Here is a 21,810-nt window from a genome sequence, read left to right on the forward strand (position 1 = left end):
AGCGGGGGAAGATAACCCCTCCCCCCGTTTTTATTCTTTACCAGGTATATTTCACACCCAGGTTTGCGCCCCAGTTCTGGTCAACGTCACCGCCGCCCAGATAAGTGGCATCCGTGTAAGCGCTGAAGTTCTTCGTGAAGCTGAACTGGGTGCCCAGCCCAACACGAACAGCGGATCCTTTCACGCCGTTATCAATGCTGTCACCGTTAATATCGGCATTGTTATCGGCGTCGTCATAGACCCAGGCCAGTTTGAAGTAAGGCGTCAGAGCCTGATCGCCGCCGTAGTTGAAGGTATAACCCGTATCAACACCAAGTTCATAACGCAGGCTATCGTAAGATTGTCCATCAACGCGCATGTCATTGCTCAGACGATAATCATCACCAGACTGGAACAGACCCGATACGGCTGCGTATGGGGTAACGTAGCCAGAGAGGTTTGGTTTCCAGTCATAGCCCAGCTTCAGCCCAAAACCAACAGCGTCACTGGTGGTATTGCCGTCAACATACTGGCCGTTGCTCATGTTAGCGGAAAGATCGCTGTTGAAGCGGGTGTAGCTCAGGGAGCTGTCGAGGAAGAGATCGTTCGTAAACTTCGCTGACGCGTAGATCATCGCCGTCTGGCTATCCTGATCGACCTGACCGGTACGATCGCTGATATCTCCCTTCGCGAAACCTGCCGCCCCACCGACGATCCACTTCGCGTTATTACCGTCAATCTGGGTATCCAGACCCACCATAATACCGCTCACGTCCTGATCGTAGCTGATAACGCCATTGTCACCGTCGAAATTGCCGCCGAAGTAGCTCACCCACGCTCCACCATTATCCGCCAGGCCGTGACGGCTGTTGGTCAGACGCGCACCTACGGTATCCTGCTGCAGATTCCAGATATTGGTATTGGCAGAAGGAATGCTCAGCGCCATATTGGCGTAGTCGGTCAGCGCTTTCTGCTGGAGGACAACGGTGTCACCCTGCTGCTGCGCCTGGTAGGTATAGGCCCCTAAATCGGCTCTGTTTGCAGCAGTAAAGCTGGCTGCAGTATCCGCATTATTGTCATAGATGCGAACGATCTCTTTGTTTTTGTAATCAGCAACGGAACCCGCTCCGGTCGCGTCATCGATACGGACCTGATAGTTACCGGCGACGTCACCGTTCACCGCCAGATGGCCGTCAGAGTTAATGGCCACTACGCCGTAGTCATAATCAGCGCTGCGCTTATCGTTAGTGATATAGCGTGCGTTGTTCAGATCGCTGTTCAGCACGTAATCACGGCTGGCAACGTTCAGCACGCCGCCATCGGTCAGTACCATATTGTGCGTATCAACCTGACCCAGCCCCAGCGCCAGCTCTGCACCGTTATCCACGGTGATGGTGTTGGCATAGAGCTCGGCCGTTTCTTCCGTCAGCGCCGCACGGCTATCGCAGTCCAGATACAGATGGTCGGTAGCCACGCCGCCGCTGTCGCCGATATTCAATGAGGACGCATTGGTCAGAGTGATGGCATCCGCCAGCAGGCCTGAGTTTTCAACGTTGACCTGAGACTGGTTGTTGACCGTCAGGGTGTCGATGTTAGACACCTTACGGGTATCCCACTCGGAGCCGTTGTCCAGCGCGATGTTAAACAGACCGCTCTGATACACCGCTTCGCCCGCAACATGTCCGTTGTCGTCATAGGTGGAGTCCGGCCAAATGCTGTTAGGGGACAGAGCGTTCCAGTCTACGTTGCTGTAGCCCTGGCCATACATCTGCGCCGTGCCGATAGCCTCGACGCTGGACTGTGCTGCGCCGACCCATTTGCTGCCGTTGGTAAGCGTCACATCCAGCTTATCGGTGCCATCCCAGCCGTTGGAGGTTGGGTTATAGATGCCGTCTTCTGTGGTATCGGTTGCCGGATCGCCATTCGGGTAGAAGTTGTTGTCGAAGGTGCTGGAGAACAGAATATCGCCAGTAACGGTGGAATGATCGAACGTGGCGGTGGTTTGCATCGCGTTATCAGACGCGCTGGCGGCCACAATCAGCGCCGCATCGTCTGCCGCTGTCGCGCTGGTTTCACCATAGTCGCTCGGCTTCGCGGTTTGACCGTAGAATCCGCTGGTACCTAAATCGCTGTACGCACCTGAAGTCAGTACCGAATCTTTCACCAGTAGCGTGTCGGTAAAGACGTTGCTGCTGTTGGCTACGCCTTCAACGCCGTCGTATGGCGTATTATCCAGCTCCTGGTACCCCTGCGTCAGGGTAATCCCCGCGACGTGAGAATTATTCTGAATAACAATATCCGATTCCACATCCAGGGTAATCGCATTACCCAGATCGTACGTATCCAGATAGTGTCTTTCCGTATTTTCCCCATTCACGACATCATACGCATAATGCTCGTACGTATCGTTAAGGGTGGAATTATCAACGGTCAGGCTAAAACGATCGTATTGCGTATGATGGGTGCCGTCAGCATCCACGCCATCAGCACATGTGGTGGTCATACACTCAGAAGTAATCATGCCGTTAATGGTGCTATTGGAAATACTCAACGCATTCGCCCGGCCATTGATGCCATCATCCAGGTAGTACGTTGAAATAACACCATTCACGGTGGCTTTATTAATCACGGGATAAATATCACCATCATGGATGGCATCCGAGTAATCCCAGTCGGCATAACCATAATACCAGGGGGTGGACGCTGTATTATCATATCCGAAGGTATTATATGTCGTACCGGAAATATCCTTCGCATTGGCCTGAGAAGCGATAGCCAGGGTGCAGGCTAATGCAAGTTGAGATACAACGAGTTTCTTTTTCCATGTTTGCATTGGGTCATCCCTCCTCAGGGACGTAAGCAAGTTTGTCCATCAATGAATTTGCAATATTTAATTGCGGAGGGAATTATGCAGTTTCATTTCGAAAAGGTTCAATGAATGTTTCCATTAAGTCCGTATTCAGACAAAAACACATTCAGACCACAAACCATAAGGCGTCATAAAATAAATATTATAAAAACAGAATGTTAATACACGGCTAAACCAATCGGAAAAACACACCGGAAAATAATAAATCATTTTTAATTATACTTTCATTTCCATATAGAAATAACACGAATATTTCATTCTCCTCTCAGCGTTATACTGACCTGCATTATATATTATTTATGACAGGCAAACTCACCTGCCGCATTTCACAAAAGCAAAATGCCCACTTTAGTAAAACACCCGTCTTCACTTTGATGTACACTAGCCCTCTTTGTTCCACAAACATCAGGCATACCATGACCGATTTAATTGCACGCCCACGCCGCCTGCGCAAGTCACCTGCACTGCGCGCTATGTTTGAAGAGACAACCCTGAGCTTAAACGATCTGGTGTTGCCGATTTTTGTTGAAGAAGAGATCGATGACTACAAGGCCATCGAGGCCATGCCGGGCGTCATGCGCATTCCGGAGAAATATCTGGCGCGTGAGATCGAACGTATCGCCAACGCGGGGATCCGCTCGGTGATGACCTTCGGCATCTCCCACCATACTGACGCGACCGGCAGCGACGCGTGGAAAGAAGATGGCCTCGTCGCCCGCATGTCGCGCATCTGCAAAGAAACCGTGCCGGAAATGGTGGTGATGTCCGACACCTGCTTCTGTGAATACACCTCGCACGGCCACTGCGGCGTGCTGTGCGATCACGGCGTGGATAACGATGCTACCCTGCTTAACCTCGGCAAGCAGGCTGTTGTCGCGGCCGCGGCAGGCGCAGATTTCATCGCACCTTCTGCCGCGATGGACGGACAGGTTCAGGCGATTCGTCAGGCCCTGGACGCGGCCGGTTTCACTGACACCGCCATCATGTCCTACTCCACCAAATTTGCCTCCTCCTTCTACGGCCCGTTCCGTGAAGCAGCCGGTACGGCGCTGAAAGGCGATCGTAAAACCTATCAGATGAACCCGCTGAACCGCCGCGAAGCGATTCGTGAATCCCTGCTCGATGAAGCCCAGGGCGCAGATTGCCTGATGGTAAAACCGGCTGGCGCGTACCTGGATATCCTGCGCGACATCCGCGAGCGCACCGAGTTGCCGCTGGGCGCTTATCAGGTGAGTGGTGAGTACGCGATGATCAAATTCGCCGCCCTGGCGGGTGCCATTGATGAAGAGAAAGTGATCCTGGAAAGCCTGGGGGCGATCAAACGCGCGGGCGCGGATCTGATCTTCAGCTACTTCGCGCTGGATCTGGCCGAGAAGAAAATTCTGCGTTAATCCGCTTTAGCGCCGGGTGGCGGCTTCGCCTTACCCGGCCTACGCTCTGCTCAAATCTTCACCCAACTGCAATACAATCGACATCTGCGCCTTCTACTGTCTTCGCAAGACGGCAGGAGGAGTGACCATGTTTAGCCTCGATAGCGTTCTCGACGATCTTTGGCCTCAGGCGAGGCCCGCACCCTGGCAAAAAAGTCTGTTAAAAAGACTGTTCTACGAAGACGAATTTCAGCAATTTGCCGCAGCCCACCGCCACCTGAAAGGCCTGGATATGGTGGAGCAGGTTCTGGAACACCTGGATATTCTCTGCACCGTTTCCGCCCGCGATCTCGAACAAATCCCCGAACATGGCCCGCTGGTCATCATTGCCAACCACCCGACGGGTACGCTGGACGGACTGGCGCTGCTGTATGCCGTCTCCCGCGTGCGGCGCGATGTTAAAGTCGTAACCAACCGGATGCTGACCCACCTTGAGCCCCTCAGCTCGCTGTTTATTCCGGTGGACAATATGGGCGGCAGGACGGCGAAATCGTCGCTGGTGCAGATGGAACAGCATCTGCAAAATGCGGGCGTGCTGATCTTCTTCCCGGCAGGCGAAGTTTCCCGCCCCACGCGCAAAGGCATTCGCGACAAAAAGTGGCACTCCGGCTTTATCAAACTTGCCGGCAAGCTGCGCGCCCCGCTGCTGCCGGTGCATATTCAGGCACATAACAGCCTGCTCTTTTATGCCAGCACGCTGGTCTCCCCGACGCTGTCGATGCTGCTGTTGATGCAGCAGATGTTCCGCCGCCGCCACAGCCAGCTGCCGATCAAAATCGGCCAGCAGATTGCGTGGCATCACTGGCACAGCGCTAACCTTTCGTCGCGTGAGATGGCCGAGCAGTGCCGTCAGCACGTGATGCGTCTTGGCAAGGGAGTGCCCGGCGTCTTTAAAACCCAGTGCGCCATTGCCCGTCCGGAAGACCGGGCCACCCTGAAACGCGCGCTGGCGCAGGCCGAATGTCTGGGCAAAACCAGCGACGGTAAAACCATCTATCTTTGGCAGCGAAACGGTCAGGAAGACGCCCCGCTGCTGCGCGAGCTGGGCCGCCTGCGCGAGATTGCCTTTCGCGCGGTGGAGGAAGGGAGCGGCAAACGTCGGGACACCGACAGCTACGACGATGATTATCTGCACCTGATCCTGTGGGATGAGGACGATCTGGAGATCGTCGGGGCGTATCGCTTTATGCCGACGGCCATGCAGATCGAAAAGCGCGGCGTTGAGGGGTTGTACAGCTATAGCCTGTTTCACTACGACGACAAAATGCAGGACGTGCTGGAACACGGCATTGAGCTGGGGCGCAGCTTTATTCAGCCGCGCTACTGGGGGCGCCGCGGCCTGGACTATTTATGGTCCGGCATTGGGGCTTATCTGGCGCGTTATCCGCACTACCGCTACCTGTTTGGCCCGGTCTCGATTTCCGGTGGCTTACCGCCTGCCGCGCGGGATCTGCTGGTCGCCTTTTACCGCCTGTGGTTCCCGGCGACGCATCCGCTCGCCGCCTCGCGCCAGCCGTATCCCGCGTCCCTGCCGGACGTGCTGGCGCAGTTTGGCGGCGTGGATTACGTGGACGATCTGACGAAGCTGAAATCCCTGCTCGGCAATCTTGGCTGCGGCATTCCGCCGCTCTACAAGCAATATTCCGAGCTGTGCGAGCCCGGCGGCGTGCAGTTTATTGATTTTGGCAGCGACCCGGCATTCAACAACTGCGTCGACGGACTGGTGCTGGTGGATTTGTGTTACCTGAAGGCGAACCGCTATCAGCGGTATATTGAGGCGCACCTTTAAATGTGCGGTATTTTGTAGGCCGGGTAAGGCGTAGCCGCCACCCGGCAATTGTGCACCGTTTTCGCCGGGTGGCGCTGCGCTTACCCGGCCTACGGGAGCGACGGATTAAGGACGATAAAATGGCTTATCGCCCAAAATCGTCGCCCGCTGCATAATCCGGCGCTGCGGCAGATAGTCCGCATTGGCATAATGCTGCGTCACGCGGTTATCCCAGATAGCCAGATCGTTCTCCTGCCAGCGCCAGCGCACCTGGAACTCCGGTTTGGTGATATGCGCAAACAGGAAACCTAACAGCGCCTCACTCTCTTTTTCCGTCACGTCCACGATGCGCGTGGTGAACCCTTCGTTCACAAACAGCGCCTGTTTGCCCGTCACCGGATGGGTCCGCACCACCGGGTGCAGCAGCGGAGGATGTTTCGCCACAGCTTCCTGCCAGCGCTGATGTTCCTCTTCCGTTTTACGGTACTTGTACTCCGGGAACGATTTCTTGAAATCATGCTCCGCCCGCAGCCCGCTCAGCAGCGTCCGAAGCGGCGCGGAGAGCGCCTCATACGCCGCAATCCCGCTGGCCCACAGCGTATCGCCCCCCGTCTCCGGCAGCCGTTTCGCCGCCAGAATCGCCCCCGCAGGCGGCGTGTCGATAAAGGTCACATCGGTATGCCAGTTATCGTTATCCGGCGGGTTATCGTTGTGGGTGTCGAGGACGATAATCTCCTCCACCCCTTCCGCATGCGGATAGACCGGGTGGATATGCAGATCGCCAAAGCGCAGGGCCAGCGCGCGCTGCTGCTGCGGGGTGATCGCCTGCTCGCGCAGGAACACCACCTGATGGCGCAGCACCGCGTGGTACAGTTGCTCAAACTGGTTATCGCTCAGCGGACGGGTCACATCCAGGCCCGACACCTGTGCACCAATGTACGGCCCCAGCGGGGTGATAGTCAGACGTTCACTCATTGTATTTCTCCATGCCAGGGCGTCAGACGGCGCTGTAACGCGCGCAGCCCCAGTTCTAATCCGAAGGCGATCGCGGCGATCACCGCGATCCCTGCCAGCACCACGTCAGTCGCCAGGAACTCTCCCGCCGACTGCACCATAAACCCAAGGCCGCGCGTGGCCGCAATGAGCTCCGCCGCCACCAGCGTGGACCAGCCCACGCCAAGGCCGATGCGAAGCCCGGTTAAAATCTCCGGCAGTGCGCCCGGTAAAATCACGAACAGCAGCACCTGCGTACGGCTGGCTCCCAGCGACTGCGCCGCGCGGATCCGCACCTGCTGGGCACTCTTCACGCCCGCCAGCGCCGACATGGCAACCGGGGCGAAAATCGCCAGATAGATCAGCAGGATTTTTGACGTTTCACCGATGCCGAACCAAATCACCATCAGCGGCAGATAGGCCAGCGGGGGGACCGGGCGGTAAAGCTCAATCAGCGGGTCGAGGATGCCGCGCACCGTCGGGCTCAGCCCCATCGCAATCCCCACAGGAATGCCGATAATCACCGCCGCCAGCAGCGCCACCAGAATACGCGCCAGGCTGGCGCCTAAGTGCTGCCAGAGCGTGGCGTCCATAAAGCCCTGCGGGCCGGCGATGGTAATGAGTTTGGTCAGCACCTGTCCCGGCGGCGGCAGAAACAGCGGGCTGACCCACTGCAGGGCAGCAACTGCCCACCACACCGCCAGCAGCACCAGCAGCGTGCCGACGCTCAACGTGATTTGACGTGAGAAAGGCCAGCGCAGCGCCAGACGCGTGCGGCGCGTTTTTTCACTGAAGACGATGCTCATGAGAAGGCCTCCCGCTGTTCAAACACGCGGCTTAAAACGTACTCACGCTGTTCGATAAACAGCGGATCGGATTTGATGCTGCGCACGGGTTCCCCCGCGACGTAGCGGCGGGCGAATTCCAGCGGCAAGCGCTCCAGCACACGGCCCGGCCCCGGCGAGAGCAGCACCAGCTCGGTGGCCATAAATACCGCCTCTTCGATATCGTGGGTAATCAACAGCACCTGCTTGCCCGTCTCATGCCAGAGGCGCAACAGCAGGGTTTGCATCTGCTCGCGAGTGAAGGCGTCGAGCGCCCCGAACGGCTCGTCCAGCAGCAACAGCTGCGGATTCGCTGCCAGCGCGCGGGCAATCCCGACACGCTGTCGCTGGCCGCCGGAAAGCTGCCAGATATAGCGTTTTTCCGCGCCTTCCAGCCCCACTTTTTTCAGCATCGCCCGCGCCGTTTCCAGCCGCTGTTCACGATTGATGCCCGCAAGCTGCAGCCCAAACGCCACGTTTTCCTGCACGTTGCGCCATGGGAGCAGGCCTTCATTCTGGAAGACCACGCCGCGCTCGGCGCCGGGGCCTTCCACCTTTTTGCCTTCCAGTTGAATGGAGCCATGCTGATAAGGGACAAACCCGGCGATCAGATTCAGCAGCGTGGTTTTTCCGCATCCGGACGGACCCAGCACCACCAGCAGTTCACCGCTGTCCAGCGTCAGGTTGATCTCCTCCAGCGCGGGTTTGCCACCGTAATCAGCAGACAGATTTGTAATATTCAGCATGGCGGACTCCTTATTTCACAAAACGATCGGTCACGTACTGGCTGTAATCCGTCGCTACCGCGGGCACTTTGCCCTGCTCTTTCAGGAAGGTGGCGGTATCAACAATCGCTTTGTTTACCGGCCCGGTCAGCTGCTGCACCTGCTGCGCGGGGGTCAGATAGGTATTGCCCTTCACCAGCCCCGGTACGTCCGCTTCCGGTACGCCGCTCAGGCGGGAGAGTTTTTCCAGGTTGGCGGGCTGCTTCAGCCATTCATCCGGGTTACTGATGTACGGCTGCTGGGCGTCAATCGCGCTTTTCGCGAAGGCTTTCACCACCTCAGGATGTTTCTCGGCGAAGTCTTTACGCACGACCCACACGTCGAGTGTTGGCGCGCCCCACTGGCCCACTTTTTCGGAGTCGGTCAGCACGGTGCCGTCTTTTTCCAGTTCGTTCACGGCCGGTGCCCACACATAGGCCCCGTCAATGTCGCCGCGCTGCCAGGCCGCAATAATCGCCGGCGGCTGGAGGTTGATGATTTGAACCTGGCCCGGCTTGATGCCCCAGTGTTTGAGCGCCGCCAGCAGGCTGTAGTGGGTGGTGGAGATAAACGGCACGGCGATGCGTTTGCCGATCAGGTCTTCCGGCTTGGTGATGTTTTTCTTCACCACCAGCGCTTCAGAGTTACCGAGCTGCGAGGCGAGCAGGAACACCTCAATCGGCACCTGCTGGCTGGCCGCGACCGCCAGCGGGCTGGAGCCGATATTGCCGATCTGCACGTCACCGGAGGCTAACGCACGCACCACGGACGCGCCGCTGTCGAACTTGCGCCAGTCAACTTTCGCGCCGCTCTCTTTTGCAAAGGTGTTATCCGCCTGCGCGACTTTCGCCGGTTCCGCAGAAGTTTGATACGCGACGGTGACGTCCACCGCCTGCGCCTGAAATGCCCACAGCGCCAGTGCGCCGAGTAGTGTGATTCGCGATGAAATTGCCATAGTACCTGCTCCCCTTGTTGTTATGAGGGCAGTATTTCCAACGCGGGAATTTTGATAAAGGAATAAAAATGAATCGCTCATAACGATTCGTTTTTAGATAAAAAGCGGGAAAGGATAGTTGGTTTTGTGCGTTTGTTTATGCCGGGTGGCGCTGCGCTGTGCGATCCGTAGGCCGGGTAAGGCGCAGCCGCCACCCGGCAAAAAACTCAGCGCTCCGCGTTAAGCTCAGCAATATCCTTCGGCGTAGTGCGACAGCAGCCGCCAATCAGCTTCGCTCCGGCGTCCAGCCACTGGGGCAGATACCCCGCCAGCGTCTCGCACGCTTCGCCGTGGTGGTGCCAGGTTTTGGTCACCGCATCATAATGCTCGCCCGAGTTCGGGTAGACCACCAGCGGCAGCGGCGTCAGGCTTTGCAGGTGCTTCAGTGCCGCCGTGGTGTTTTCCAGCGCGATACAGTTAATGCCCAGTGCGACGATATGCGGAGAGTCGGCCAGCGCGCTGACTACGTCACGCAGAGGCGTGCCGTCGCTCAGGTGTTCACTGTCCCGCAGGGTAAAGGAGAACCACGCCCGGGCGCGGGGATACCCGGCCAGAAGGGCCGCCAGCGCCTTAATCTCGGCAAAAGACGGCAGCGTTTCGCAGGCCAGCAGGTCAGCGCCCGCATCCAGCAGCGCTTCCACGCGCGGGCGGTGGAAGTCGGTGAAGGCTTCCGCACTGCGCACGTAGTCGCCGCGATACTCTGAGCCATCCGCCAGATAGGCTCCATACGGTCCAACGGATCCCGCCACCAGCAGCGTGCCCGCATGCGGATTTTCAGCCAGATACGCTTCACGCGCCTTACGCGCCAGCTCCACGCTTTTGCCAATCAGCGCCCGGGACTGCGCCTCGTCCAGGCCGCGCGCCGCAAAACCCGCAGGCGTGGCCTGATAGCTGGCGGTGATCGCCACCTGCGCACCTGCGCGGTAATAATCAAGATGCACTTCGCGGATAAGCTCCGGGTTTTCCATCAGCACTTTGGCAGACCAGAGGCTGTCTGCCAGGTTGCAGCCGCGCGCTTCCAGCTCCGTCGCCATCGCGCCATCCAGCACCACAAACGGCTGCTTTTCAAGGAGGGCGGTAAGCGGATTATTCTGCGACATGTTCGGGCTCCTGCGATGTCATATTTCGGGTCAGATAGTAGGCACCATAACACAGGGCGACAAACGGAATCCCGCAATAAAGGGCAATGCGCTGGCTTGGGTCAAACCACAGGCCGACACAGGCCACCACGCAGAGGATAAAACCGAGCACCGGTACCAGCGGATACCACGGCGCACGGTACTGCAGCGCAGAGAGCGGCTGCCCGGACTGCAGATGGCGACGACGGAAAACGAAGTGCGACGCGCAGATGCTGATCCAGACGGCCACCACCGCAAAGCCAGAAATCGCCGAGAGCGCGACAAACACCGTGTCAGGCGCCACGACGCTTGAGAACAGCGCCAGCACGCCGCCGAGCATAGAAACCGACAGCGCCGTCAGCGGCACGCCGTTTTTGTTCACTCGGGCAAAGCAGCGCGGGAGCGTTTTCTCATTAGAGAGCGACCACAGCATGCGCCCGGAGGCGTACAGTCCGGAGTTCGCCGCCGAGAGGATCGCCGTCAGGATCACGAAGTTAAAAATATCCGCCGCGTAACGAATACCGACCTTTTCAAACACCAGCACGAACGGGCTCTTTTCCACGCCCGCCTGCTGCATCGGGATCAGCGCCGCCAGCACAAACACGGTGCCGATAAAGAAGATAATCAGGCGCGCAATAGTGGTACGGATCGCGACCGGAATCACCTTGTGCGGATTTTCCGTTTCCCCTGCGGCAATACCGATAAGCTCGGTCCCGGAGAAGGCAAAGTTCACCGCCACCATGGTCATCAGGATCGGCAGACCGCCGTGCGGGAACCAGCCCTCGGCGGTGATGTTGCTTAAGCCCGGCGCGGGTGAACCGTCCTGCATCGGAATAAAGCCAAAGACCGCCGCGCCGCCAAGAATAATGAAGGCAATGATGGTGATGACTTTCACCAGGGAGAACCAGAATTCACCTTCCGCAAAAAAGCGCGTTGAGATGACATTCAGGCCAAAAATCACCACGCAGAAGACCACGCACCACGCCCAGACGGGCACCTGCGGGAACCAGTACTGCATGCAGAACCCGGCGGCGGTAAAGCTCGACCCGAGCGCCACCGTCCAGGTGAGCCAGTAAAGCCACGCCACGGTGTAGCCCGTCGCCGGGCCAAGATAGCGGGCAGCATAGACGTGGAACGCGCCGGTTTCCGGCATCGCCACGGAGAGTTCGCCCAGACACTGCATCACCAGCCAGACCACCAGCGCGCCGATCAGGTACGCCAGCAGCGTGCCCGCCGCCCCGGTCGTGGAAATGATGTAGCCGGTATTGAAGAATAACCCTGTCCCAATCACGCCACCCAGCGAGAGCATGATCAGGTGGCGTGTTTTCATGGTGCGCTTAAGCTGCCCATTTTCTTGTTGTGTTTGCATATTACCTTCTATACGTATGGACATCTAAACATCCAAAGAAGGTGTGTTATACCGCGATTGTTAATAAAAAGCTAGATGACCAGACGCAAACGGGCGCGCCGCGCGCTGAGTCTGGGGTGGGTTGTGAGGATCACATAGAGAATCGGACGCCAGGCCATAAGCACCTCCGCAAGCAGATACTTACAGCATGGTGCGGGAAAAGGCGATCTTCGGTCAGTCGAAAGTGGTATCCGTAAAGCGCGAAGTCATACCGTAACACTGCCCGCAAGACGGGTAAGGCGCAGCCGCCACCCGGTGCAAGGTTGGTAATTCTCACAATCGGTTCTATAGTCGTCACAGTTTCTTAGTAACCAGGACTGACTGATGCGCTTTAACGGACTGACTAAAGGTTTCTTTATTTTCATTCTCGCCCTTGTGACCTGGGCCTTCTTCGACGTGCTGTCGCCCTACTTCTCCGCGATACTGTGGGCCGCCATTCTGACCGTTATCTTCAACCCGGTAAAAAACAAGCTGCGCGCCGCGCTGGGGGATCGCAACGGGCTGGCCTCGCTGTTGACCATCGGTATTATCTGCCTGATCGTCTTTATTCCGCTGATGGTGATCCTCTCCTCGCTCGCCATTGAGCTGAATGTGGTTTACACCAAACTGCAGGAGAACAACACCCAGTTCCCGGAAGTGGTGGCGAGCATCTTCAACCACCTGCCTGACTGGGCCAGCGGCTTCCTCGCGGATCACAACCTGACCAACGCGGCGCAGATCCAGAAAAAACTCTCCGATGTCGCCCTGCAGGGCGGACAGTATCTCGCCGGCAGCGCGTTTCTGATTGGCAAGGGGACGTTTGGCTTTGCGATTAGCTTCGGCATCATGCTGTATCTGCTGTTCTTCCTGCTGAAAGACGGCCCGTATCTGGTACGCCAGATCCTCGACTCCCTGCCCCTGTCCGATTTTGCCAAGCAGCATCTGTTCGCCAAATTCGTCGGCGTGTCACGCGCCACGGTAAAAGGGACGGCGGCGGTGGCCGTGGTTCAGGGCATCCTCGGCGGGATTGCCTTTGCCATTGCCGGTATCGACGGCAGCGTGCTCTGGGGCGCACTGATGGCGTTCCTCTCGCTGGTACCCGCCATCGGCTCAGCGATTGTCTGGGTGCCCGCCGCTATCTTCCTCTTCGCCACGCACCAGATCTGGCAGGGGCTGTTTATTGTCGGCTTTTTCGTGATTATCGTCGGGCTGGTGGACAATATTCTGCGCCCGCTGCTGGTGGGGAAAGACACCAAAATGCCGGACTACCTGATTCTGATCTCCACTCTCGGCGGCATGGAGCTGTACGGCATTAACGGCTTTGTGATCGGGCCGCTCATCGCCGCGCTGTTTATCGCCTGCTGGAACCTCTTTTCCGGACGCGATCACGAAGGTAACGCCGAAGAGCTGGACGCGGATTTCATCGAAGAAGGAAAAAATCCTCCAGATTTGTAAGGACGTGACGATAAAGACCACACCAGGCGGCACTGTGCCGCCTTTTTTTTCGCCTTAAATCAGACGTTTTCTATAATTTGAAGAACGCCATCCTACTCATGTCGTAAAAGGATCATCTGGTGCGAATCGCGACGATAACAAACTGGGCCTATGGGGCCACGGTCTGCCTGACCATCGCCTCCGGCATCATCATGCTGATGGCGTCCAGTGCGGATACCCTCGAACGTCAGGCCGTTGAACAACGGCAGAAATTTGATCAGCTGACGGAAGATATCGAAACCGATATCTGGGCGCAGTCTGATTTAGCGCGGCTGTACGTCATTAAAAAAGATCCTCAGGTGCTCAAGGAATATAACCAGGCAGAAAACAGCCTGAAGCGCATCGAGCTTCGTCTGGAAAAACTGCAGGATAACGGCGCATCGGATGAAGAACTGGCCCTGCTGCATGAAGGAATAAAGATCGTCGATGAGCTGCAGGACGAGCAGCAAACCGCCCTCGCCAGCCTGGAACGCGGTGAAGACGCCCAGGCCGTAGCCTTGCTCTATGGTCAGCCCTATGAGCAGGAGCTGGATCGCGCGCAGAATCAGATCGATCACTTTCGCCAGATACTCGACAAGCGCGTTATCGGCTCCGTAAAAGATGCGACAAAAAAATCGAAAGCGCTGCGTACCGCCTCTGAGCTGACGGTCGGCCTGACCGCCCTGCTGTTCCTGTTTGTGCTCGGCTTTATATTAAAGCGCCGCGTGCTGCGCCCCGTGGTACGCCTGAGCGACGTGGTGCACCGTCTGGCATCCCAGGATTACGCGGTTGAAACGCCCAATTTCAACCAGATTGATGAGATAGGCGATATGGCTCAGGCCATCAGCATCTTCCGTGAAAACGGCCTGGCGCGGCAGCGTCTGGAAAAAGAGCGCGATGCCGACTGGGCCATCCGCGAGCTGCTGGCGCGCATGACCCAGCGGCTGCAGGGGTGTGAGAACTTTAACGATGTGATTAACGTGGCGGAGCTGTTTGCCCCCAATATCGCGCCGGGGATCGCGGGCCGACTCTACGTCCTTGACCGCGAGCCGTGGCAGATGCGCTGCGTCGCGCAATGGCTTTCGCCGATTGGTGAAGAGACGACGTTCCACCCGGACGAGTGCTGGGCCGTGCGTCGCGGGCAGAGTCACCCGCCGGTGAACGGCGAGCCGGATATTGCCTGTTATCATCTTCCGGCATCCCAGGCGGAAAGCGCGCTTTGCGTGCCGCTTATCGCTCAGGGTGAGGCCATTGGCCTGCTCTCCTTCCAGAATATCACGGCGGATAATGCCCCTTCCCGCGCGTATCTGGAGCTGATGGCCGAGGCGCTCGGGCTTGCGCTGGCCAACCAGCGTCTGCGCGACGCGTTGCTGGAAAAAGCGTTGTTTGACCCGCTCACCGGCCTGCGTAATCGTCATCATCTGGAAGATACCCTGCAAACCCAAACGGCACAGGCGATACGCACTGGCGTACCGTTAAGCTGCATGATGATTGATATCGACCACTTCAAGAGCATTAACGATCGTTTCGGCCATGAAGCGGGCGATCTGGTGATCAAAAGCGTGGCGTCAATTGTTCAGCGGGCCGCACATGACAACGGGCTGGCATTCCGCTACGGCGGCGAGGAGTTTCTGGTGTTGCTTTCCGGTGCCGATGAAGCAGAAGCGTACGCCTGCGCGCAGAAGATTTACACCGGCGTGCATGAGCTTTCGCTTCGCTACGGGCTGACCGAGATTGGGCCGGTGGACGTGTCGATTGGCATTGCCAGCTACCCACAACATGCCCAGACCGACAACCTGCTGCGCGCTGCGGATGTGGCGCTATACCGGGCAAAAGAGCTGGGACGCGCGCGGATTGTGAGTTTTGGGATGCTGGAGGCGGGCTGACGCTGATTCTCTCGCCCTGACTTTCCCCGATTCAGGCGCGCGTGATAGCCCAAAGCACGACAATCCCCAGGGCATTGCTCCGCTTTTCCACATACAGGGTGGTATCGGAATAAACGTTACCCTGCGGGTTACAGATGCGGATCTCTTTCTTTAATTCCGGCTCGTAGACTTCCGCACCCGAGCAGGTGTGGCGGGTACTGGACTCATACCGGTAAGGTTTGCTCCAGGCCGAATAGTCCCCCTCCAGCAGCCAGGCCGTTGTAAAGACCGCGAACATGGCAACCGGCAGGCTGCAAATAAAGAAGCCGAGGTAGATTTTTACCGCGTCAGCAAGGCGCTTACCTTTCAGTCTCCCCTTTCTGATGAAATAGACCATCGGCACCAGCGCCAGCAGCAACGCCCCACAGGCAAGGTACTGCTCCCCGCGGATCGAAAGGTATGTCACGCGGTAAATATTGACTGACCAGACCACAAAAGCCGATATCAGTGCTATCCCGCCCGCGATGAGAGGGATCCAAAAGGAAAAACGCGCTTTTTTCATGGTGGACTCGTCCTTGTCATTCTTGTCGGGTCAGAAGGTCAATCATTGCCCGGGTGGCTGCTGACTGACGTCGGTGCGGGGCAAACAGCACGGAGAAAGGTCGCGATCGTCCCCGAAGGTGCGGCAGCACCTCAACTAACTGGCCGCCCTGTATTCTGTCGCGGACGATAAATTCATAGCTTTGGCAGATCCCCATCCCCTGCTCCGCCAGCGAAACCACGCCGAGTACATCGTCTGATATTTCGATAGCTGAACCCGGCATCCAGTCAATATCGCGCCCTTCATCATGAAATACCCAGGGGGCGATACGCCCGGTGCGCGGCATGATAAACGGCAGGCACTGATGGCGCTGCAGCTCTTCCAGCGTCTGAGGCTTTCCTCTCCGATGCAGGTAGTCCGGGGAGGCGACCAGGAGCAATGACGCGTCTTCCAGCTTACGCGCCACAAGTCCACTGTCAGGCAACTGTCCCAGACGGATCGCCAGATCGAACCCCTCTGCGATCAGGTCAACGTTGCGATTGGTAATGTTCAGCTCCACCTGTACGCGTGGGTAGCGTTGATTATAATGCGCCAGCAGCGGCGGCAGGCGGTAGTGGGCATAGGTGGTTGGGACACTCATTCTCACGCGACCGGTCAGATCGCCCTCCTGACCCCGGCCAACGCGTTCGGCGTCATCGAGCAGAGAAAACGCAGAACGCGCCTGCTCAAGATAGACGCGTCCGGCTTCAGTCAGCCCCACCCGGCGGGTCGTGCGCTGTAACAGTTGCCGTCCAAGACGCGCTTCCAGACGGGTGACCGCGCGGCTCAGTACCGAAGGGGTGGTTGAAAGGGCAACCGCTGCGGCAGTAAACGAGCCGTGCTCAACCACAGCAATGAAGACTTCTACGTCGCCGAGGTAATCGAATTTCCGGCTCATTTTGCTCTCTCAGGAACAAATGTTTTTCAATTTGGCTAATTTATCTCCCGTTGGGCGATGAGTAAAGTGGCCAGCATTCATCACCTGAACGCGCTACTGGAGCCTGTCAATGTTCAACCGCCCCCTTATTCTGCCCGCCATCGCAATGGCGGCGTTGTTCGCTTTCCCGAGTGTTGTCAACGCGGCGAACCACCCGCCTCTGGAGCGCTGGCGAAGCTATGCCGGTGTGAGCTGGGATACCGCTCAAGACGGGAAGATTCCTGCGACGTTTTCCGGTTCGGTCAATGCACCTATTGCAGGTATCCACTTTGATGCAATGGACCGGGCCTTTGTCAGCACGCCCCGGCTGGTTTCCGCCGCAGCACCCGCCACGTTAAGCATTCTGGATACGACGGCGCAGTCTGGCCCTGCCCGCCTGACGGCGTTTCCCTCCAGCGAGGGGAATGCGGTGAACACCGATCCCGCTCAGAGCCTGCGGAACGTGCTCGGTTTTTATATTGACCGTAAAAACGGCTGGCTATGGGCACTGGACATGGGGTTTGTTGCAGGCGAAACAGAGTCCCCCACGGGGGCGCAGAAACTGGTCGTACTGGATCTCCGCTCTGGCCGCACCATCAAACGTATCGCCCTGGACGACGTAGCGGACCGCAAGGCCAGTTTTCTTAATGATGTGGTGGTCGATGAGAACCGCCGTGTCGCCTATATCTCCGACAGCGGCTCGCGGAGTGCGCCTGAAAACCAGGTGGGACTAATTATCGTCGATTTCGCTACCGGTACAGCCCGGCGCGTGCTCGATCGTCATCCTGCGCTGCAGATTGAGCCAGGCGTAAACGTCGTCTCGCACGGGGTTGAAGTCTGGCCTGGTAAACCATTACTGATTGGTATCAATGGTATTGCGCTTTCACCCGATGCGGGCACGCTGTACTGGACGGTGACAACCGGCACGCACGCCTATGCGGTACCAACTGCGATACTGAGGCAGCCTGCGTCAACCAATGCGCAAATTGCCGGGCAGATCCGCGATCTGGGTCGCGTGGGGGGCAACACCGACGGAATGGTGACAGATGTAAAAGGTAACCTCTACATTACCGATGTCACACGCAATGGTATCGTCAGATACGATCCTGAAACCCATTCCATGTCGCTGATTGCGGCAAGCGAAGAGGTGCGCTGGCCAGACACGCCGGCAATCCGTCCGAACGGAGACCTGGTATTTACCTCGAGTCGCCTCAATGACCACTTCGCGGGAACCGTTAAACCGGGAGAAGAACGCTATGATTTGTGGCGCTTGCGTCTCGATGCTTTACAAAAATAAGGGCAAGTAAACCAGGAGACCTGCATATATGGGCTCATAATTTCACACGTTCTTATTTCCTTAAAGGCTGAACGTGATGTCTTCCCCATGCTCAGAAAGAAGTGGTTAATATTGCGCTCCTGGAAATTCCGTGAGGCGCGTTTTACTTCGCGCTTCACCGAAGTAACGCACGTTTGCACAACGTAGACTGGGCCTTCGTTAATCAGAGGATGATAAAATGAAAACCCAGCAGGTCGATTTTGCTTCTTTATATTTTGGTACACCGGTCGCCATTATCTCCAGCCAAAATCCTGACGGTTCAACCAACCTGAGCCCGGTCTCCTCGTGGTGGATCCTCGACCGGAATATCGTGTTCGGGCTTGGCACCTCCGGAAAGTGTTATGAAAATATCACAGGTAACCCCGATATTGTTCTGAACATCCCGGACAGCAGGCTCTGGCCGAATATTGAAGCTATCGCAAATAAAACGGGAAAAGCATCGCCACCGGAATGGAAGAAAAAAATGGGATATGTTTTTGAACAGGACAAGTTTAGCTGCAGAAATTTCCATAAGGAAAAGGCGGTGACGATTAACTCGTTGAGAATTAAAGAGTGTCCTGTACAAATAGAGGCTAAGGTTGGCGGGATAGCGCCCCTGACCGGTTCGCAGGGGAACCTGGTGTCCGTTGATGCCACGATAACCTGCGTCCACATATCTGAGGCTTTATTAATTCGTACTCAGAGAGGAGTAAAATTTAATGTGGAGAAATGGAACCCCCTCTATTATCTATTTCGCCACTATTTCTCGCTGGGTCACCGACTCGGTCACAACTTCCGCCACGATGAGTAACCCGGTCTTTTTTGCAGCGGAAAGGTTTAAACTTTTCGTGATATTCTTTCTTTACGCCCCTTAGTTCCTATACTCGAGCCATATTCGCCACTGTATTAAGACCTGTCACGCGCAATTCATAGCGCATGACAGGTGAAGATATTTTGTTCTGGAAAAACGTCTATGTCGAAACTGGATTTGAGATCCAAAAAAACCTGGGGCGCGCTGGCAGCGATCGCCGTTGTCGCCGGTACGCTGGCATCTGCTTTTGCATGGACGGCGGGCTGGCTTGGATCACGCACGGTCAGCCAGGCACTGGTAGGGGAAACACCGAAACCCTTCCCGCCGGGTTTTCGCCGCGCGCATGGAAAAGGCATCTGCTTTGCCGGCACCTTTACGCCAAACGGCTCGGCGGATTCCCTTTCAACCTCCCGCCTCTTTTCACAGCATGAAGTGCCCGTGGTGGGTCGATTCTCTATTGGTACTGGCGATCCGCATGCCCCGGATAGTACGACCAAAACCCTGAGCATGGCGCTACTGCTAAAGACAGATGACAGGCAACAATGGCGAATGGCGATGAACAACGAGCCTTTCTTCGCCACGCACAGCCCGGAAGGTTTTCTGGCCTTGCGAAAAGCCACGGCCGTTGATGCGGCCACCGGGAAACCGGATCCGCAGCGTCTCAAAGACTTTTTAAAAGCGTACCCGGAGGCGGAGAAATACCTTAAATGGGCGGCACAAAAACCCGCGCCCGGCAGCTTCGCGGGCGCGACGTTTTACAGCATTAACGCCTTTTACCTTGTGAACGCGCAGGGGGAACGTCAAGCCGTTCGCTGGATGATGCGTCCGCACGAGCCTTTCCTGTCGATAAGCGATGAGCAACGACAGAAAGCCGATGACAACTTCCTGTTCGAAAACCTGCGTCAGCGCCTGGCGCAGAAGCCCCTCTACTGGGATTACGTTTTGCAGCTCGCACAGCCGGGCGATCCGGTGGATGACCCTTCCCAGCCATGGCCGGACGATCGCAAAAAGGTGGTAGCCGGCACGCTGGAAGTGACGCGGGTCGAAGCACAATCCACAGGCGCGTGCCGCGACGTTAACTTTGACCCTTCTGTCGTTCCTGCAGGCGTTGCGGTGTCTGATGATCCCATCTTAAACGCCCGCTCCGCGGCCTACTCCCACTCTTTCAGCCGCCGTGAGCGGGAAATCGGCTACGGCAAGGCCACCGAAGCCGTGCAAAAGCAGGAGGTAAAATGAGCTCAAATAAAGACAGGCGAGAGCACGCGCCGCAGCATTTCAATACCCTGGCGCGAAGCCTGCACTGGCTGATGGCGGTGATGATCCTGACCATGCTTTTCATCGGTGCCGCGATGATGACGTCGTTACATCACCGGATTTGGCTAATCGACCTCCACCGGCCGCTGGGGATCGCCATTTTACTGCTGGCACTGGTTCGTCTGGTCAACCGACTTCTGAGCCGGACGCCCCCACTTCCTGCCGATTTGCCCGTCTGGCAGGTGCTTGCCGCAAAGGCATCACACTGGATGCTGTATGGGTTAATGCTGGCAATGCCGCTGCTGGGCTGGGCGCAACTGTCGGCAGCGGGCCTGCCAATTGTCATGTTTGATGGCGTCAACCTGCCGGCAATTGTCCCGACCAGTCCGGCACTCTTTGCCTGGTGTCACGACGCCCATAGCCTTCTGGCAAAGTTGCTTTTTGCCGTGGTGCTGGTCCATCTCTCCGCCGCACTCGTTCATGCGTGGATCTACCGGGACGCAGTGTTTGCCAGCATGGCGAAAGGGGGTAAGCCGGCGTCAGCCATCCGGGATGACCTGAAGTAAGGCAAGCGCCAGGGGACACGCACAATCAGAATGTTCGTGTCCTCGCTTATCATCGCCATCCTGAAACAGCGCACACAACCGGGGCGCGTATTTAGCCGCTAAATTCGCGCGCCAAAAAGCCATGGACACCCCACAATTATCGTGGAAGATAATATCTCTCAATTAAAACGATTATTTTTTAAACAGAAGAGCATTTATGCCCGCAATTTTAGCTTTTATCAAAAAGTTAAGCGTCGCTCGCGTATCAAACATCCTGACACCCGCAACACATAACTCATTGATTAAAATGACTTTACATCAATAAAAACGATAAAACCCCCTACTCCCCAACAAAATATATCAACTCGTGTGATATCTAAATTATAATTCTTATACTTCTGTTAAAAAGGTGGAGGTCAAAATGCGATTAACCCTACTGCTGTTATGCTGTCTGGTACAAAGTGTAACCTGGGCTGGCGACCTGCCAAAACCAGTTGGTAAACCCATTTTAACGATTTACGGTAATATAGAAAATACCAACGAAAATGGAAAAGCAGTGTTTGATCTCGCCAGCCTTGAAAAACTCGGAGTAGTGAGTTTCGAGACGACCTCTCCCTGGTATAACGGTCGTACGAAGTTTGAGGGTGTCCCCATGAGCAAGCTCATGGATTATGTGGGTGCAAAAGGTACGAACGTGAATGTTATTGCGCTCAATGATTACTCAACCGTCATCCCTCTCAGCGACTTTAAAAAATACAACGCCATCCTTGCCTTAAAGGTTAATGGCGAATATATGCGCATTCGCGATAAAGGCCCATCGTTCATTGTATACCCCTATGACAGTCTTCCTGAGTTGAATAATCAGATTTATTACTCACGATCAGCATGGCAGGTAAGCAAAATGAAGATTGAGTAGCCGTTCAGG

General features: G+C 56.6%; 18 protein-coding genes. 9 read left to right on the top strand and 9 right to left on the bottom strand.

What is annotated here, in order from left to right; all coding sequences use genetic code 11:
* Positions 1–37 precede the first annotated feature (37 nt).
* The gene (locus BMW97_RS09465) at positions 38–2,812 is read right to left on the bottom strand and encodes an autotransporter outer membrane beta-barrel domain-containing protein (RefSeq protein ID WP_090392660.1); all 2,775 of its coding nucleotides are present in this window, start codon (positions 2,810–2,812) and stop codon (positions 38–40) included.
* A 452-nt stretch (positions 2,813–3,264) separates the two neighbouring features.
* On the opposite strand from BMW97_RS09465, the gene hemB reads away from it, so the two are divergent.
* Positions 3,265–4,239 carry a porphobilinogen synthase gene (gene hemB, locus BMW97_RS09470; protein WP_045909816.1) on the top strand — a complete coding sequence of 325 codons (975 nt, stop codon included), beginning with the start codon at positions 3,265–3,267 and terminating at the stop codon, positions 4,237–4,239.
* A 127-nt stretch (positions 4,240–4,366) separates the two neighbouring features.
* Positions 4,367–6,067, top strand: coding sequence for a bifunctional ornithine lipid synthase OlsF (locus BMW97_RS09475; RefSeq protein WP_045909817.1), 1,701 nt, complete (start codon positions 4,367–4,369; stop codon positions 6,065–6,067).
* Positions 6,068–6,172: 105 nt separating this feature from the next.
* Here BMW97_RS09475 and tauD read toward each other — a convergent pair whose 3' ends face one another.
* The 6 genes from tauD to mmuP all read right to left on the bottom strand — a co-directional run bounded on the left by tauD (position 6,173) and on the right by mmuP (position 12,108).
* On the bottom strand, positions 6,173–7,021 hold the full coding sequence (gene tauD, locus BMW97_RS09480) for a taurine dioxygenase (RefSeq protein WP_045909818.1): 849 nt from the start codon (positions 7,019–7,021) through the stop codon (positions 6,173–6,175).
* Complete coding sequence (tauC, locus tag BMW97_RS09485) at positions 7,018–7,845, bottom strand: taurine ABC transporter permease TauC (protein WP_008503401.1); 828 nt, start codon at positions 7,843–7,845, stop codon at positions 7,018–7,020. The genes tauD and tauC overlap by 4 nt, the downstream gene beginning before the upstream one ends.
* Complete coding sequence (gene tauB / locus BMW97_RS09490) at positions 7,842–8,609, bottom strand: taurine ABC transporter ATP-binding subunit (protein WP_045909819.1); 768 nt, start codon at positions 8,607–8,609, stop codon at positions 7,842–7,844. Before tauB ends, tauC begins: the two co-directional genes overlap by 4 nt.
* Positions 8,610–8,619: 10 nt before the next feature.
* Positions 8,620–9,582 carry a taurine ABC transporter substrate-binding protein gene (gene tauA / locus BMW97_RS09495; protein ID WP_001018397.1) on the bottom strand — a complete coding sequence of 321 codons (963 nt, stop codon included), beginning with the start codon at positions 9,580–9,582 and terminating at the stop codon, positions 8,620–8,622.
* 206 nt (positions 9,583–9,788) lie between these two features.
* Positions 9,789–10,721 carry a homocysteine S-methyltransferase gene (gene mmuM / locus BMW97_RS09500; protein WP_045909820.1) on the bottom strand — a complete coding sequence of 311 codons (933 nt, stop codon included), beginning with the start codon at positions 10,719–10,721 and terminating at the stop codon, positions 9,789–9,791.
* Positions 10,708–12,108: an S-methylmethionine permease gene (gene mmuP, locus BMW97_RS09505; protein WP_045909821.1), complete on the bottom strand. Its 1,401-nt coding sequence runs from the start codon at positions 12,106–12,108 to the stop codon at positions 10,708–10,710. The genes mmuM and mmuP overlap by 14 nt, the downstream gene beginning before the upstream one ends.
* 363 nt (positions 12,109–12,471) lie before the next feature.
* Between mmuP and BMW97_RS09510 the strand changes: the two genes are divergently transcribed.
* Positions 12,472–13,581 carry an AI-2E family transporter gene (locus BMW97_RS09510; RefSeq protein WP_045909822.1) on the top strand — a complete coding sequence of 370 codons (1,110 nt, stop codon included), beginning with the start codon at positions 12,472–12,474 and terminating at the stop codon, positions 13,579–13,581.
* A gap of 119 nt (positions 13,582–13,700) precedes the next feature.
* Complete coding sequence (locus tag BMW97_RS09515; protein WP_045909823.1) at positions 13,701–15,485, top strand: diguanylate cyclase; 1,785 nt, start codon at positions 13,701–13,703, stop codon at positions 15,483–15,485.
* 31 nt (positions 15,486–15,516) lie between these two features.
* Here BMW97_RS09515 and BMW97_RS09520 read toward each other — a convergent pair whose 3' ends face one another.
* Together BMW97_RS09520 and BMW97_RS09525 are read right to left on the bottom strand one after the other, a co-directional pair.
* Positions 15,517–16,026, bottom strand: a complete 510-nt coding sequence (locus tag BMW97_RS09520) for a hypothetical protein (RefSeq protein ID WP_025912602.1) — start codon at positions 16,024–16,026, stop codon at positions 15,517–15,519.
* A 16-nt stretch (positions 16,027–16,042) separates the two neighbouring features.
* On the bottom strand, positions 16,043–16,942 hold the full coding sequence (locus BMW97_RS09525) for a LysR family transcriptional regulator (RefSeq protein ID WP_045909824.1): 900 nt from the start codon (positions 16,940–16,942) through the stop codon (positions 16,043–16,045).
* Between the two features lie 109 nt (positions 16,943–17,051).
* Between BMW97_RS09525 and BMW97_RS09530 the strand changes: the two genes are divergently transcribed.
* The 5 genes from BMW97_RS09530 to BMW97_RS09550 all read left to right on the top strand — a co-directional run bounded on the left by BMW97_RS09530 (position 17,052) and on the right by BMW97_RS09550 (position 21,801).
* Positions 17,052–18,257, top strand: coding sequence for an L-dopachrome tautomerase-related protein (locus tag BMW97_RS09530; RefSeq protein ID WP_045909825.1), 1,206 nt, complete (start codon positions 17,052–17,054; stop codon positions 18,255–18,257).
* A gap of 217 nt (positions 18,258–18,474) precedes the next feature.
* Complete coding sequence (locus BMW97_RS09535) at positions 18,475–19,086, top strand: flavin reductase family protein (protein ID WP_045909826.1); 612 nt, start codon at positions 18,475–18,477, stop codon at positions 19,084–19,086.
* Positions 19,087–19,248: 162 nt separating this feature from the next.
* Positions 19,249–20,322, top strand: coding sequence for a catalase family peroxidase (locus BMW97_RS09540; RefSeq protein ID WP_045909827.1), 1,074 nt, complete (start codon positions 19,249–19,251; stop codon positions 20,320–20,322).
* The gene (locus BMW97_RS09545; RefSeq protein WP_045909828.1) at positions 20,319–20,906 is read left to right on the top strand and encodes a cytochrome b; all 588 of its coding nucleotides are present in this window, start codon (positions 20,319–20,321) and stop codon (positions 20,904–20,906) included. Before BMW97_RS09540 ends, BMW97_RS09545 begins: the two co-directional genes overlap by 4 nt.
* A 400-nt stretch (positions 20,907–21,306) precedes the next feature.
* Positions 21,307–21,801 (top strand): putative pterin-binding protein, encoded by a 495-nt coding sequence (locus BMW97_RS09550; protein WP_024909477.1) that lies wholly within the window; start codon positions 21,307–21,309, stop codon positions 21,799–21,801.
* The last annotated feature ends 9 nt before the right edge of the window (positions 21,802–21,810 follow it).

It is taken from the genome of Enterobacter sp. NFIX58 (genome assembly GCF_900110475.1).
GTDB classification, from domain to species: Bacteria; Pseudomonadota; Gammaproteobacteria; order Enterobacterales; family Enterobacteriaceae; genus Enterobacter; species Enterobacter quasiroggenkampii.

Excerpts from the sequence above, each read along its gene's own strand:
- BMW97_RS09465 (WP_090392660.1), bottom strand. The coding sequence starts at position 2,812 with ATGCAAACATGGAAAAAGAAACTCGTTGTATCTCAACTTGCATTAGCC.
- tauA (WP_001018397.1), bottom strand. The coding sequence starts at position 9,582 with ATGGCAATTTCATCGCGAATCACACTACTCGGCGCACTGGCGCTGTGG.
- tauC (WP_008503401.1), bottom strand. The coding sequence starts at position 7,845 with ATGAGCATCGTCTTCAGTGAAAAAACGCGCCGCACGCGTCTGGCGCTG.
- BMW97_RS09520 (WP_025912602.1), bottom strand. The coding sequence starts at position 16,026 with ATGAAAAAAGCGCGTTTTTCCTTTTGGATCCCTCTCATCGCGGGCGGG.
- mmuM (WP_045909820.1), bottom strand. The coding sequence starts at position 10,721 with ATGTCGCAGAATAATCCGCTTACCGCCCTCCTTGAAAAGCAGCCGTTT.
- hemB (WP_045909816.1), top strand. The coding sequence starts at position 3,265 with ATGACCGATTTAATTGCACGCCCACGCCGCCTGCGCAAGTCACCTGCA.
- mmuP (WP_045909821.1), bottom strand. The coding sequence starts at position 12,108 with ATGCAAACACAACAAGAAAATGGGCAGCTTAAGCGCACCATGAAAACA.
- BMW97_RS09535 (WP_045909826.1), top strand. The coding sequence starts at position 18,475 with ATGAAAACCCAGCAGGTCGATTTTGCTTCTTTATATTTTGGTACACCG.
- tauB (WP_045909819.1), bottom strand. The coding sequence starts at position 8,609 with ATGCTGAATATTACAAATCTGTCTGCTGATTACGGTGGCAAACCCGCG.
- BMW97_RS09510 (WP_045909822.1), top strand. The coding sequence starts at position 12,472 with ATGCGCTTTAACGGACTGACTAAAGGTTTCTTTATTTTCATTCTCGCC.
- BMW97_RS09540 (WP_045909827.1), top strand. The coding sequence starts at position 19,249 with ATGTCGAAACTGGATTTGAGATCCAAAAAAACCTGGGGCGCGCTGGCA.
- BMW97_RS09530 (WP_045909825.1), top strand. The coding sequence starts at position 17,052 with ATGTTCAACCGCCCCCTTATTCTGCCCGCCATCGCAATGGCGGCGTTG.
- BMW97_RS09550 (WP_024909477.1), top strand. The coding sequence starts at position 21,307 with ATGCGATTAACCCTACTGCTGTTATGCTGTCTGGTACAAAGTGTAACC.
- BMW97_RS09545 (WP_045909828.1), top strand. The coding sequence starts at position 20,319 with ATGAGCTCAAATAAAGACAGGCGAGAGCACGCGCCGCAGCATTTCAAT.
- BMW97_RS09475 (WP_045909817.1), top strand. The coding sequence starts at position 4,367 with ATGTTTAGCCTCGATAGCGTTCTCGACGATCTTTGGCCTCAGGCGAGG.
- BMW97_RS09525 (WP_045909824.1), bottom strand. The coding sequence starts at position 16,942 with ATGAGCCGGAAATTCGATTACCTCGGCGACGTAGAAGTCTTCATTGCT.
- tauD (WP_045909818.1), bottom strand. The coding sequence starts at position 7,021 with ATGAGTGAACGTCTGACTATCACCCCGCTGGGGCCGTACATTGGTGCA.